The 14,105-nt window shown below is 51.8% G+C and carries 9 protein-coding genes and 2 pseudogenes; 5 read left to right on the forward strand and 6 right to left on the reverse strand.

Going from position 1 to position 14,105, the window contains the following annotated elements; translation table 11 throughout:
* Positions 1–137: 137 nt before the first annotated feature.
* Positions 138–1,694 (reverse strand): bifunctional metallophosphatase/5'-nucleotidase, encoded by a 1,557-nt coding sequence (locus tag F4V61_RS17755; RefSeq protein WP_058346038.1) that lies wholly within the window; start codon positions 1,692–1,694, stop codon positions 138–140.
* 79 nt (positions 1,695–1,773) lie between these two features.
* Between F4V61_RS17755 and F4V61_RS22510 the strand changes: the two are divergent.
* Together F4V61_RS22510 and F4V61_RS17770 are read left to right on the forward strand one after the other, a co-directional pair.
* A pseudogene (locus tag F4V61_RS22510) lies at positions 1,774–2,520 on the forward strand (cytoplasmic protein); the annotation flags it as partial.
* A 434-nt stretch (positions 2,521–2,954) separates the two neighbouring features.
* Positions 2,955–3,385: pseudogene (locus F4V61_RS17770) on the forward strand (hypothetical protein).
* 62 nt (positions 3,386–3,447) lie between these two features.
* On the opposite strand, the gene F4V61_RS17775 reads toward F4V61_RS17770, so the two are convergent.
* Together F4V61_RS17775 and metB are read right to left on the reverse strand one after the other, a co-directional pair.
* On the reverse strand, positions 3,448–5,880 hold the full coding sequence (locus F4V61_RS17775) for a bifunctional aspartate kinase/homoserine dehydrogenase II (protein ID WP_080161168.1): 2,433 nt from the start codon (positions 5,878–5,880) through the stop codon (positions 3,448–3,450).
* Between the two features lie 2 nt (positions 5,881–5,882).
* Positions 5,883–7,043: a cystathionine gamma-synthase gene (gene metB, locus F4V61_RS17780; protein ID WP_080152895.1), complete on the reverse strand. Its 1,161-nt coding sequence runs from the start codon at positions 7,041–7,043 to the stop codon at positions 5,883–5,885.
* Positions 7,044–7,307: 264 nt separating this feature from the next.
* Between metB and metJ the strand changes: the two genes are divergently transcribed.
* Entirely contained in the window at positions 7,308–7,625 is a 318-nt protein-coding gene (gene metJ, locus F4V61_RS17785) for a met regulon transcriptional regulator MetJ (RefSeq protein WP_000852811.1), read from the forward strand.
* A 155-nt stretch (positions 7,626–7,780) separates the two neighbouring features.
* On the opposite strand, the gene F4V61_RS17790 is transcribed toward metJ, so the two are convergent.
* From F4V61_RS17790 to rpmE, 3 genes are all read right to left on the reverse strand, one after another.
* On the reverse strand, positions 7,781–9,205 hold the full coding sequence (locus F4V61_RS17790) for an MFS transporter (RefSeq protein ID WP_000093228.1): 1,425 nt from the start codon (positions 9,203–9,205) through the stop codon (positions 7,781–7,783).
* An 86-nt stretch (positions 9,206–9,291) separates the two neighbouring features.
* A complete protein-coding gene (locus F4V61_RS17795; protein WP_000768226.1) occupies positions 9,292–9,972 on the reverse strand; it encodes an oligogalacturonate-specific porin KdgM family protein in 681 nt (226 codons plus the stop codon).
* A gap of 336 nt (positions 9,973–10,308) precedes the next feature.
* Positions 10,309–10,521 (reverse strand): 50S ribosomal protein L31, encoded by a 213-nt coding sequence (gene rpmE / locus F4V61_RS17800; protein WP_000715284.1) that lies wholly within the window; start codon positions 10,519–10,521, stop codon positions 10,309–10,311.
* Positions 10,522–10,724: 203 nt separating this feature from the next.
* Between rpmE and priA the strand changes: the two genes are divergently transcribed.
* Complete coding sequence (gene priA / locus F4V61_RS17805) at positions 10,725–12,923, forward strand: primosomal protein N' (protein WP_080152786.1); 2,199 nt, start codon at positions 10,725–10,727, stop codon at positions 12,921–12,923.
* A gap of 154 nt (positions 12,924–13,077) precedes the next feature.
* Positions 13,078–14,103, forward strand: coding sequence for a DNA-binding transcriptional regulator CytR (gene cytR, locus F4V61_RS17810; RefSeq protein WP_000841329.1), 1,026 nt, complete (start codon positions 13,078–13,080; stop codon positions 14,101–14,103).
* The last annotated feature ends 2 nt before the right edge of the window (positions 14,104–14,105 follow it).

Consider the following 14,105-nt stretch of genomic DNA (forward strand, 5'->3'; position numbering starts at 1 on the left):
AGACGTCCAGATGTAAAAATGACGGAAAAGCGGGAGGACGTCAACTGAAAAATCACGCCAAAGAATGAGGAATATTCAGCAAAGATGAATTTTCTTCATGTCACGCCGCGACACTGAACGCGCCGCGGCAGGGGAAATTACTTCTTCACATCCGCAACGCGCATCCCTTTGAGCTGCTCATCCGTGATGGTGTTGCCCGCCTTAAAGTAATCAACTATCGCATTCGACACATAGTAGCCGCCGGAAGTGTTCCGCGCCTGGCCTTCCGTGAACGCCGCAAAACCATCGCCGCCGTCGGCAAGGAAGCTGTTGGTGGCGATGTGATAAACCGTAGCATCGTCAATCGGTTTGCCATTGAGCGTCAGCACGGTAACCCGCTGGCCAATAGGTTTGCTGCTGTCATACTTCATCTCCAGCCCTTTAGACACCTGCAAGACGCCGTTGCTTAATCCGGCGCCATGCTCCATCAGGCTGCGCAATTGTTTACCGGTTAAATCCATCGTGACCAGTTCATTAGGGAACGGGAAGGTACTGATTACCGCCCCCATCGTCACCGCGCCAGCCGGGATTTCGTTGCGGATACCACCAGAGTTAGTAAGCGCTAACTGGGTATCTTTCCCCGCCGTAAAAAGCAGCGCATCCGCCGCCAGATTCCCCAGCGACGACGATTCGCCATACGCGCGGGTCAGCTCAACCGGCGACTGCGCCACCGTCTGCTGCACGACTTTATCGAGCTTTTTGTTCCAGCCGTCGATCACCTGTTTCGTTTGCGGATCGGGCTTCCACTCATCAGCAAAAATGGTCTTCAGCTCGAAGTTCTTCACGGTAAACTGATGCGGCTTTTCCTGGTAGTCCAGCACCAGTTTGCCGACATCAATGCCGCCGCTGTCCGTTGAGAGGATCAGCGTATTACCGACTTTAATCGGTTCCGGCGTACCGACATGCGCATGGCCGGTAATCAAGATATCCAGCCCTTTTACCTGACTTGCGGTCTGAATATCTTTATCCAGCGCGCGTCGCACATCGGTATTCCCCATGCTGGACTGGCGGGCCGGGGTACCTTCGTGGATCAGCGCGATGGTCAGATCGACTTTACCTTTAAGTTCATCAATGTAACGTTGCAGCCACTTAATTTCATCGCGTGCCTCAATGCCTACGCGCGTCGCGGCGGATACCGTATCATTAAAAGCAAAGACGCCGTGTAAGCCGATTACGCCAATCTTGACGCCATCTTTTTCAACAATGGTGTACGGCTTATCCCAGAAGGATTTACTACTGTTTTCATAAAAAATATTGCCCTGCACGATAGGGAATTTCGCCCGGCTCAGTTGCAACAATGTATTGTCCCAGCCATGATCGAACTCATGATTACCGATAGTGGCAGCGTCATACTGCATGGTATTCAAAATATCGATAATCGCTTTACCCTTCGTCAGGCTGCTGATATACGGTACGGTAAAGTAATCTCCGGCATCAAAAAACCACGTCGCCTTATTTTTGGCTTTTTCCTGTTTCACCAACGTGGTGATATTGGCCCAGCCGCCAATATCGCGTTTACCGTCAGCAATCCACGGTACTTTGTAAGGCTCTACGTGAGCATGAAGATCGTTGGTGTAAATAATGGTGACATCTTTTGCACAGGCCCAGAACGGCAGCGTGAACAAAATACCGGCAGCAAGCAGTTTTACTTTCATAAATAGTCCCTTTCAGTCATATAAAGATTCGCTACGTTACGTTCTGAAAGGTTTTTTATGTGAGAATCCTCACACCCGCGTACCGTTTCAGGGAGCGAATGCCTTCCAGCAATTGTACTTTTTATTCAGTTTTGACGCTGTTCGCGGCAATGTTCTTCACCTTTCCTGCAATTTCACGTTACTTTCTGCCGGAAAGAGTTTGCATTACCACTGGAAAGGAATTGCGCCGCCCGAGGGTGAGAATGGCGATATTATTCACCGTATCGCCATTAAAGAACGGCAATTTTTACAGCGCAGCCAGTTCGATGAGATTCAGTATGGCCCGGCGGCGCTTAAACGTAACGCGCAAGGGACAATACTTCGCCCGGTCATTACAGCGCATGGTCATTTTCGGGTGCTGAAAAACCGCTTTCCTGATGTCGCGACACACATCATTGCCCATGAGTGTTTTTTGCGCGGCGCGGTCATTACGGCATGGGCGGAGCGGTTTCGCCAGCGTCTCTCCTCGCTGTGGTTCGTTGAGGAAGAAATAAACGATGACGATTGCCGCGCAGAGTGGCAACTGTTAGGCAAAACATGGCAGGGATGGTGGCAAAATCAGTAGCAACTCTGGGGGCAAGGTCACAACCGCAAAATGGTCTGTTCGTTAACCGGTTCCCACTTAGAACAAGGTGTCGCCGTTAATCTGGCGGCCAGTCGCCGCTTTGTTACCTGGCTATGGCAACAACCTGAATTCCAGCAAAGCGCCCACTATTCCGCCAAACGCGTCACGCAAATTCTGTATTTTCTGACGGAAAAATATAACTCACAATGGAATCACATTTAACCCAATGATGTAATGCCACGCATAAAAAACACAGAATATCATTCAGAAGGCGCTATAGATTTCGTCACCTCACATCCTGCTTTTACACGCTGAAAAAGAATAGAACTATTTGATAAAATGGCCCTTCGTTTTAAGTTAAGATCGGCTATATACCCAAAATAATTCGAGTTGCTTAAAGGCGGCAAGGGAGTGAGTCCTCAGGAGCATAGATAATTATGTGACTGGGGTGAGCGACAAATCTGCCGGGAGCAGATTTGAACGTCGCGTACGACGGCCCGTCAGGGCGAGGCCCATGGATGGGCTGAGTAATCCGTAGCCAACACATAAGCAACTTGAAGTATGAAGGATATAAACGTTATTCACATAATCAATATTTATTATCAATTTAAATAGTTCTATACATTCTTATTTTCTATGGAAAACAAGGGATAAATATGGAAATTACTTTACCGTCAATGTCAGATAAAAAATGGACCTGCGCCGATCTTCTGAATAGCTATCGATTCTGGGGGATCACTTTTTTCTTTTTGGCGCTCTCTTTTATCAGTTCGCTGGGATCGTCGTATGGTGTTTATTTTTGGAGTAAATCACTGTCTATTCCAGCCGATCGTATTGGTGTTATTCTCGTTTGCGTAAATGGCCCATCTGACGTAGTCAGGCTTATCATAGTACAGCAATATTGTGTCTGACGCTGAGCGACGAAATCCAAACATTGCTGGCGAATGCAAACGAAAATACAGGGATACAGAGCGGCTGGGCGCTATTTTGGGCATTGCTGTTCCCCCCTGTCGGCATAGCCATTATTCAGGCGAAGATGAACCGATTTATCGTCGCCAATGCAGAAAACGCATCTGACGAAGAATAAACAGATACCCCGGTTTGCCCGCTGCCGGATCTGGCGAAGCCGCTATCCGGCAGGCAGGCGTATTACAATAGCTGCGCCAGGCGGTTGATGTCAGACTGAATCGCCCCGGCGGTCACATCGCGACCCGCACCCGGCCCACGGATCACCAGCGGGTTATCGCGATACCAGCGGCTTTCAATAGCAAAGACATTATCGCACGGCAGCAGCGCCGCCAGCGGATGTTCCGGACGCACCGCTTCAACGCCGACGCGCGCTTTGCCATTGGCGTCGAAACGCGCCACGTAACGCAACACCAGCCCCAGTTCGCGGGCTGCCTCCAGACGCTGCCCCATCTGTTCATTCAGCGCGTCGCCGTTTTCGAAAAAGTGATCGATAGACCCTTCTTCACAGTGCGCCGGCACCAACGATTCTACACGCACCTGATCCGGCTCGATGTCGTATCCCGCCTCGCGCGCCAGAATCACCAGCTTACGCATGACATCTTTTCCGGAAAGATCGACGCGCGGATCGGGTTCGGTCAGCCCCTGCTGCCAGGCCTGATCCACCAGATCGGTAAACGGCACCGTACCGTCAAATTGCAGGAACAGCCAGGATAGCGTCCCGGAGAAGATCCCGCTGATCGAGAGAATCGTATCGCCGCTGTCAATCAGATCCCGCACCGTGTGGTTGATCGGCAATCCCGCGCCCACGGTGGCGTTATACAGCCAGTAACGCCCGGTTTTTTCAAATGCATCATGAATCTGGCGATACTTATCGCTGGCGCTTGCGCCCGCCAGCTTATTCGCGCTAATTACGTGGAAACCGTGGCTGGCGAAATCAAGATACTGATCGGCTAACTGCTCGCTGGCGGTCACATCTAATACCACCAGATCGTCGTAAGGATGGGCGCGCATCCACAGGAATAACGACTCTTCATCCTGCTCAACGGCTTCATCATCAAAGAACGCCAGCGCGCGGCTGGCGTCCAGTCCGTCATAGCTAAGTAAGCTGCGTCGACTATCCACCACGCCCGCCAGGACAAATTCAAAACCAGTACGCGCAGAAAGCGTACTTTGCTCACGGGCAAACAGTTCCAGCCAACGGGAGCCGATATTGCCTTTACCGAACAGCATCAGACCGATACGTTTTTCGGCGCGGAAAATCGACTGATGCAGCCCCTGAATCAGGCTTTCGGTTGGGCCAGTACGCAGTACCGCAACCAGACTGATGCCCTCCTCCGACTGCCAGGTAAATTCCACTGGCTGACCTTTAAGCTGCTGCCAGAAGCGATGGCAGTGTAGCGGATTACGAGTGACGCCCGCACCGACCATCGCCACCAGCGCCAGCCCCTGCCGCAGGCGCAATTCGCCCGGCAGCCCGACATCGTCGAGGAGTTTCAGTACGCTATCCGCTACCTCGGCGGTATAGCAGAACTGCAATAGCTGGCGATCGCGATGCACGCCCACCGCCAGCGGACGCGCCTGCGCCCGTTTTAAAATGTGGTCGAGCTCTTTGTGCGCCAGCCTGAAATCCTGGCTGGCGGGCACCTGAAACTCAATCAGACAGATATCATCGTGACTGGTCACGATACGCGCGCCCGTCCCGGAAGCCAGCACCCGTTCAATTCGGGTTGACCCTTGATCCGGCGTGTAGCTACAGCGCAACTGCAAATCGATATCGCTGCCGGACACTGGCTGTAGCGTGCGGGCGTGCAGAACAGGCGCCGCCAGACGCGCCAGCTCGCTGGCTTCGTCCAGACGCAGCAACGGCAGCAGGCAGGCATCTTTAACTTTGCGCGGGTCGGCGCTATAAACGCCCGCGACATCGCTCCAGATGGTCACGCGGGAAACGCCCGCCAACGCGCCGATTTGCGTGGCGGAATAGTCGGAACCGTTACGACCTAACAGGACCGTTTCGCCGTCATGATTGCGGCTGATAAAGCCGGTCACGACCAGACGTTTGCCAGGATGCTGTGCCAGTAGCTGTTGCAATAAAGGATAAGATAGCCCTTCATCCACCTGCGGCTGCGCGGCGCGTTCAGCGCGTAAAAATGCGCGCGCGTCCAGCCAGGCGGCATCCAGCCCCTGCTGATTCAGGACAGCGGACATCAATCTCGCCGACCAAATTTCGCCATGTCCGACGATCTCAGCATAGACGGCTTCCGTCACACCGCCGTCGAGCAAAGCGGCAAGACGTTCCAGATCGCTAATAAAAGCGCTGGTTAAATCATCTGCCGCGTCGGCGGGAAGCAGCCCGCTAATTAGATCGCACTGGTAGCGGCGTAACGTCTGTAATACCTGATGCGCAGAAAGGCGATCGGTCTGGCTTAATTTGAGCCAGCTAATCAACTGGTTGGTGGTACTGCCTGCGGCGGACACTACCATCATATCGTCAGGCTGCGAATACTCCGCCATAATGCCTGCGACACGCAGGTAACACTTCACATCCGCCAGACTACTGCCGCCAAATTTATGCAGTTGACGACCTTTCGCCCCTGCCTGCGCAATCACACTCATGTTTACCCCTTGTTTGCAGCCCGGAAGCCATTTTCCAGGTCGGCAATTAAATCTTCGCCATCTTCAATACCGGTGGAGATACGCAGTAGCGTTTCGGAGATCCCGGCGGTGGCACGCGCCTGCGGCGACATACCGGCATGCGTCATGGTGGCGGCGTGAGAGATTAAACTTTCCACTCCCCCTAAAGATTCCGCCAGCGTAAACAGCGACAGCCCGCCCAGAAAACGACGCAGAGTCTCCTCATCCCCATCCAGTTCAAAACTCAACATCGCGCCAAAGCCTTTTTGCTGACGCGCGGCAATCTCATGGCCCTGATTATCCGGCAGCGACGGATGATACAGCTTCTTCACCAGCGGCTGGGTTTGCAGGTAATCCACAATCGCCTGCGCATTACGTTGCGCCACCTCCATACGCGGCGACAGCGTACGCAAGCCTCGCAGCAGCAGATAACTGTCAAACGCCCCGCCAGTGACGCCAATATTATTCGCCCACCACGCCAGTTCAGTGACGATTTCCGGATCTTTGGCGATCACCACTCCGGCCACGACATCCGAATGACCATTGAGATATTTCGTGCATGAATGCAACACCAGATCGGCGCCCAACGCCAGTGGATTTTGCAGCGCCGGGCTTAAAAACGTATTATCGACGACGCTCACTACGCTCGCCTCGCGCGCCAGCCGACAGATTTTCGCAATATCCACCACGCGTAACAATGGATTACTTGGACTTTCTACCAGTACCAGCTTTGGTTTTTCTTCCAGCGCCGTTTGCAAGGCGTGTTCATCGCTCTGATCGACAAACCGTACACGATAGCAGCCACGCGTCGCCAGACTGTCGAACAGACGATAACTGCCGCCGTAGCAATCATGCGGTGCGATGAGCAAATCACCCGGCTTGAGGAAAACGGTCGTGACCAGATGAATCGCTGACATGCCGGTATTGGTCAATACCGCGCCCGCGCCGCCTTCCAGCTCCGCCAGCGCGCGCTGAACAACATCGCGCGTGGGATTACCGCGACGGGAATAATCATGCGCGCGCGGCTCATTGAAACCAGTAAAGTTATAAGTGCTGGAGAGATGAATTGGCGGCACGACGCAGCCGTATTGTTCGTCGTCGTTTAATCCGCTACGCACTGCGATAGTGGCTTGTTTACGCGTCATATGAAGATATTCCTGGCTGAGTCGGTGAAAATCAGGCCACAGATTAACCACTGTCACAATGGACGTCAATACATCTGGACATCTAAACTTCTTTGCGTATAGATTGAGCAAACCACAAATAGCCGTTAAAATTATATGCATTAGCGCACATCTGCGACCGCTAACTTCGTGTCAGGGCCGCGCCACTACGGTAAACTACGCGCGATTATGGTCCGGGCTCAGGTTCAGACCTCAATATTAATGACGAAGAGGATTAAGTATCTCATGGCTGAATGGAGCGGCGAATATATCAGCCCATACGCTGAGCACGGCAAGAAGAGTGAGCAAGTCAAGAAAATTACGGTTTCCATTCCTCTGAAGGTGTTAAAAATCCTCACCGATGAACGTACGCGTCGTCAGGTGAACAACCTGCGCCACGCCACCAACAGCGAGCTGTTGTGTGAAGCATTTCTGCACGCCTTTACCGGACAGCCATTGCCGGATGATGCCGATCTGCGAAAAGAGCGCAGCGATGAAATCCCGGAAGCGGCAAAAGAGATCATGCGTGAGATGGGGATTGACCCGGAAACGTGGGAGTATTGATCCCGAAAAGAGCGGCGCAGAATTCCTGGCCGCTGTTTTCATGGTAACGAAAGCCTTCTACCCTACAGTTGCCCGATCTTACCCCCACCGCTCACACAGATAAGAAGAGGCGGGATTGCTTCCACCTCTTCTTATCTGTTCATGAACTCACAGCGTTACTGACTAATACCATTGAATTTATTCAGTGTTTCTTCCATTTTAAGCGTTTCTTTACGGTTCAGTGGATAGAAATAAATCAGAATAACCGCCGCCAAAAACAGGCATGAAGCCGGTAAGAGATTCGCCATCGTATAAATATTTTCCTGCACGGCGCTGGTTTGCACAGCGCCGCCCATTGACGAGGATTGATAACCAATGATGGCCAGCATAAAACCGCCAATGGCTCCTGCGCACGCTTGACCCACCTTGCGAGCGAAGAAGTTCACACCATAAACGGTGCCATCCTCACGAGTGCCAGTAACATACTGGTGATAGTCACACACATCGGTCATAAACGCCCAAATCATCAAGTTAAATAACCCCGCCCCCAGCGTCGCCAGAAACAGGAAAACCAAATAGACTTTCGCGTCGATAATGTGGATGAAAAACATAATCAGATACATCGCCACTGCAAAGAGCAGCGCGCCGACGCTGGCTTCCTTCTTACCAAAGCGCTTCGTGAGCCAGGATGCCGATGGCGCCAGCAAAACCAGGGAACCAAAGGTAAAAAGCAGCGCGACAGACATGGCCTCTTTGTTGTGGAAATAATCATTAAACAGGTAAGTCATGTTAGTACCAGACAATCCCTGATTAATCACAATCAGCAGATCCACAACCACTAAAACAATCAGCGCTTTATTACGCGCCAATCCCTTCAGCAGCACCGACACGGGCATACTCGCTTTTCTCTCCACACGCACGCGTTCCGTCGTGAGCTGGCAGGTCAACGATAAGAAGATGAAACCCAGCACACCGCAACCAATGGCGATCCAGAAGAAATGTTGCCCGGAAATCACCTGGCTTCCGTCCACCAGAGTAGTATACATCAGGATAGGAATAAAAAAGCCAGTTGCCCCGCCGCCGATTGCAGACCCAACGCTGCGCCAGGTTGAGAGCGATACACGATCTTCCGGATTAGAGCTAATCGCCGCAGACATCGCGCCATACGGAATACTCACGGTCGATAACAGCGAACCGTAGATAAAATAGGAGCAGCAGATGTAGATAATTTTCGCCGTATACGAAAAATCCTGCACAAACGGCAGGAACAGGACGACCGCAATGATGCAGAACGGATACTTCATACGGCGCACCCAAGGGTTAAAGCGCCCATGAGCCGTCAGCCTGGAGGTGTCACATAAACGCCCCACCCCAACATCGATAAACGCATCAAAGAGTTTAGTCACAAAATAGAGCGAGCCGACAATAGCTCCGGAAATGCCAAGTACGTTAGTGTAATAAATCATTAAAAAACTATTTACTAACCCAAGAATAAAACAGGTCCCCAGATCACCACACAAATAACCAAACTTATCTCTAATCCCGAAAGGCCTGACGGTAATACTCTTATTGTTTCCGATGATAGCGCCATCACTAGACATGATGCCAACTCCTTAGATATGTTACTTACGCAAATTATGTATATATCCTGACGCTCAGCGTAATAAGCCGATACGAGGGGTATTAATCAGAAATTATATCCAAGGCCAACACGGTAACGTGTCTGACGATCGTCCGTAGTCGTCGTATTATAGCCCGAAGAGACGTTACCCATCTCAACAAAAGGAACCCAGGAACCAATCTTATAAGCTACACGGAAGTTATATTCGTAATCTTCTTTTTTGTTGTTATATAAATCTTCGCTATCGGCAATTTTATAAATACCGTTGAGTTCAAACATCCAGTTATTGACGTTATAACCAAGCCATGCTTCAGGACGGTAGACCATGCGGTCATCTTTACCATCGCTGTTTCTGCGCATGTACTCCTGGCGATAGCGGAACGCGGTCCACCAGTTATCATTGATGTTATACTGTACGCGGATATAAGGCTTATAAATCGAGATGTTATCGCCCGTTTCAATCGCAATGCCAGGCTGCCAGACAAGCCCCTGCCAGGTAAACTGATAGCTTGCTGTATACTCGTTGCCGTTACTTTCCATATTGTTCCACGCGTCGTTAGATTGCGCGTCATCGGAGCGAGAAATGGCTTCGACTGCTACCCCAAAACCTGTAGCAAAACGGTGTGACATATAAATACGATCATAGTTACGTCCATCATCATAATATTCATGACGGTAATCAACATAACCCGCGTGCGTGGCCGCAGAGAGTAATGGAATAAGTAATAATAAAAATTTTAATTTCATGAACGTCCCTCTTCATACACAATTAAGGAATCAACCCGACCTTCACTCCGTTATGGGAAAAGAAAATCTGGCCTATGAATAATTTTAAATTTCCTAAAAAGTGTATTTAAGCAAGGGGAATAAAACCTTTTTAATTTTGCCAACAAAAGAAATAAATGGCAAAAAAATGAAGATAAAAAGGATGAAGATCACCAATAGAAACATTTTATCGATAAAATAAAAACATTGTTTTATTTATTTTTAATGAAAATTCATTCGGTACCTAAATGTATATTTCAATTCTGATTCACACATACAAAAAAAGCGCCCTGCGGCGCTTTTTTTTCTGGCGATAACTTATTTGCTGCCAGGGATGCTGAAGCGTTTGTTGAAACGCTCAACACGACCACCGGTATCAACAACACGCTGCTTACCAGTGAAGAACGGGTGGCATTTGCCGCACACGTCCAGGTTCAGGTCGTGACCCACAGTAGAGTGGGTTTTGATAACATTACCGCAAGAACAGGTTGCAGTAATTTCTACATAATTCGGGTGAATACCTTTTTTCATGGGGAACCTCAGTGTAAGGCCGCGTCGCTCTTCCAGCCCTAACGCCAGACACCACGCGAAGTTAATAGTAAAGGGTTTGATGCGCATAACACGCACCAAAGGCGGCGAATCATACAGAATTTGGCCTCTGTATGCAAACTGATCCGCGCTCCCTTATCGTAATGTGTATACTACCCGACGAAATTTCAAGTCAGGAAGATGCTATGTTCGTCGCGCACGTTGCCTTGCCCGTTCCGCTTCCCCGAACCTTTGATTACCTGTTGCCGGAAGACGGGGTCGTCAAAGCAGGGTGCCGCGTGCGCGTGCCGTTCGGCAAGCAGCAAGAGCGCGTAGGCATTGTGGTCTCGGTCAGCGACCACAGCGAATTGCCTCTCGATGAATTAAAATCGGTCATTGAAATCCTGGATAACGAGCCGGTCTTTTCTACCTCCGTCTGGCGCTTACTCCTCTGGGCGGCAGATTACTACCACCATCCCCTCGGCGACGTTCTGTTTCACGCCCTACCAATTTTACTGCGCCAGGGAAAACCAGCCAGCAACGCGCCCCTATGGTACTGGTTTGCTACCGAAGAGGGGCTGGCCGTCGATATCAATAGCCTGAAACGCTCCGCCAAACAACAACAGGCGCTGGCGGCGCTGCGGCAAGGAAAGATCTGGCGCTATCAAGTAGCCGAGCTTGATTTTACCGACGCCACGCTGCAAACGCTGCGGCGTAAAGGACTTTGTGAGCTTGCCAGTGAAACGCCCACGTTTACCGACTGGCGAGAACGTTATACAGTCGCAGGGGAACGACTGCGGCTGAATACCGAACAGGCGACGGCCGTCGGCGCGATTCACAGCGCGTTAGACGATTTTTCCGCCTGGTTGCTGGCAGGCGTGACCGGTTCCGGCAAGACTGAAGTGTACCTGAGCGTGCTGGAAAATGTCCTCGCCCAAGGCAAACAGGCGCTGGTGATGGTGCCGGAAATCGGTCTGACGCCGCAAACGATCGCCCGTTTTCGCGAACGTTTTAACGCGCCGGTGGAAGTGCTGCATTCCGGGCTAAACGACAGCGAGCGTCTTTCAGCATGGCTTAAAGCGAAAAACGGCGAAGCGGCGATTGTCATCGGCACTCGTTCCTCGCTCTTTACGCCGTTTAAAAATCTTGGCGTGATTGTCATTGATGAAGAGCATGACAGTTCTTATAAACAGCAGGAAGGGTGGCGCTACCATGCCCGCGATTTGGCGGTGTATCGCGCCCATAGCGAGCAGATTCCGATAATTCTCGGTTCCGCCACGCCGGCGCTGGAAACGTTATGCAATGTGCGGCAGAAAAAATACCGGATGTTACGTCTGACGCGGCGCGCGGGCAATGCCCGACCAGCGCTGCAACATGTGCTGGATTTAAAAGGCCAGCGTCTTCAGGCGGGACTGGCGCCCGCCCTTATCGCCCGTATGCGCCAACATCTCCAGGCCGACAATCAGGTCATTCTATTTCTTAACCGCCGGGGATTCGCGCCCGCGCTGCTTTGCCACGACTGCGGCTGGATCGCGGAGTGCCCGCGTTGCGATCACTACTATACGCTGCATCAGGCGCAGCATCATTTACGCTGTCACCACTGCGACAGCCAGCGTCCGGTGCCGCGTCAGTGTCCCTCCTGCGGCTCCACACATATGCTACCGGTTGGGTTAGGGACTGAACAGTTGGAGCAGGTGCTGGCTCCCTTTTTCCCTGGCGTGCCAGTCTCACGAATCGACCGTGATACCACCAGTCGTAAAGGCGCGCTGGAGCAGCATCTGGCGGAAGTTCACCGCGGCGGAGCGCGCATCCTGATAGGTACTCAAATGCTGGCGAAGGGCCATCACTTCCCGGACGTCACGCTGGTGGCATTGCTGGACGTTGATGGCGCGCTTTTTTCCGCAGATTTTCGTTCAGCGGAACGCTTCGCCCAACTCTACACCCAGGTTTCCGGACGCGCCGGGCGCGCGGGCAAGCAAGGCGAAGTGGTGCTGCAAACGCACCATCCTGAACATCCCCTGCTGCAAACGTTACTGTATAAAGGCTATGATGCGTTTGCAGAACAAGCGCTGACGGAACGGCAAACGCTCCAGCTTCCGCCGTGGACCAGCCACGTCATTATTCGCGCAGAGGATCACAACAACCAACAGGCGCCGATTTTTCTCCAGCAGTTGCGCAAACTGATTCAGGCCAGCCCGCTATCAGACGATAAACTATGGATCTTAGGCCCGGTTCCGGCCCTCGCGCCAAAACGCGGCGGTCGCTATCGCTGGCAAATTTTACTTCAGCATCCTTCACGGATTCGCCTGCAACATATCATCAGCGGCACGCTGGCGTTGATCAATACGCTCCCTGAGGCACGAAAAGTTAAATGGGTCCTTGATGTCGATCCGATTGAGGGATAGCCCTCACGATGCGAGACGGATCGTAAAATTAAAGATCCATCACACTTTTTATGAAAATTCTGTAACCGCTTCCACGCACTATCTGATAAAAATGTTTTAGATGAGTGTTACGAGGGATAGATCTGCGCCAGCAGTTCCCAGGCGAGGAGAAAGAGTGAAATCGAACAAGCAGGTTACTGCCGCTACGATGAAGGATGTTGCGTTGAAGGCAAAAGTCTCTACGGCAACCGTATCCCGCGCGCTAATGAACCCCGATAAAGTCTCCCAGTCCACCCGTAGCCGGGTTGAACAGGCCGCGCTTGAAGTGGGTTATTTCCCGCAGTCGATGGGGCGAAACGTAAAACGGAATGAATCCCGTACGATTTTGATAATTGTCCCGGATATTTGCGATCCCTTCTTCAGTGAAATTATCCGCGGTATCGAAGTAACCGCGGCAGAACAGGGATATCTGGTGCTGATTGGCGATTGCGCGCATCAACACCAGAAAGAAAAAACCTTCCTTAATCTCATCATCACCAAACAGATCGACGGCATGGTACTTCTCAGCTCCCGACTGCCCTTTGACGCCAGCGTTGAGGAGCAGCGCAATTTGCCTCCGATGGTGATGTCGAATGAGTTTGCGCCGGAGCTTGAACTGCCGACGGTACATATCGATAACCTTACCGCCGCGTTCAATGCCATGAACTACCTGCTGGATCTGGGCCATCAGCGTATTGGCTGTATTGCGGGACCGGAAGATATGCCACTCTGTCACTATCGCTTACAAGGTTACGTACAGGCATTAAGACGCAGTGGCATTGTAGTCGATCCGCATTACATCGCCCGTGGCGACTTTACCTATGAAGCTGGGGCAAACGCATTAAAGCAGTTGCTTGAGCAACCGTTGCCGCCTACCGCCGTTTTTTGCCATAGCGATGTGATGGCGCTGGGCGCGCTCTCCTGGGCTAAGCGCCAGGGGCTGAAAGTGCCTGACGATCTGTCGATTATCGGCTTTGACAATATCGCGCTGGCTGAGTTTTGCGATCCTCCGTTGACGACCGTGGCGCAGCCGCGTTTTGACATTGGTCGCGAAGCGATGCTGCTATTGCTCGATCAGATGCAGGGGCAAAATGTGAGCAGCGGCTCGCGTTTAATGGATTGCGAGCTGATTATTCGCGGTTCTACGCGCGCTTTACCTTAAAG

Origin of the sequence: Salmonella enterica subsp. arizonae (assembly GCF_008692845.1) — a bacterium.
GTDB classification, from domain to species: domain Bacteria; phylum Pseudomonadota; class Gammaproteobacteria; order Enterobacterales; family Enterobacteriaceae; genus Salmonella; species Salmonella arizonae.

Coding starts and splice junctions, on each gene's coding strand:
- F4V61_RS17755 (WP_058346038.1), bottom strand. CDS start 1,694: ATGAAAGTAAAACTGCTTGCTGCCGGTATTTTGTTCACGCTGCCGTTC.
- F4V61_RS17775 (WP_080161168.1), bottom strand. CDS start 5,880: ATGAGTGTGATTGCGCAGGCAGGGGCGAAAGGTCGTCAACTGCATAAA.
- metB (WP_080152895.1), bottom strand. CDS start 7,043: ATGACGCGTAAACAAGCCACTATCGCAGTGCGTAGCGGATTAAACGAC.
- metJ (WP_000852811.1), top strand. CDS start 7,308: ATGGCTGAATGGAGCGGCGAATATATCAGCCCATACGCTGAGCACGGC.
- F4V61_RS17790 (WP_000093228.1), bottom strand. CDS start 9,205: ATGTCTAGTGATGGCGCTATCATCGGAAACAATAAGAGTATTACCGTC.
- F4V61_RS17795 (WP_000768226.1), bottom strand. CDS start 9,972: ATGAAATTAAAATTTTTATTATTACTTATTCCATTACTCTCTGCGGCC.
- rpmE (WP_000715284.1), bottom strand. CDS start 10,521: ATGAAAAAAGGTATTCACCCGAATTATGTAGAAATTACTGCAACCTGT.
- priA (WP_080152786.1), top strand. CDS start 10,725: ATGTTCGTCGCGCACGTTGCCTTGCCCGTTCCGCTTCCCCGAACCTTT.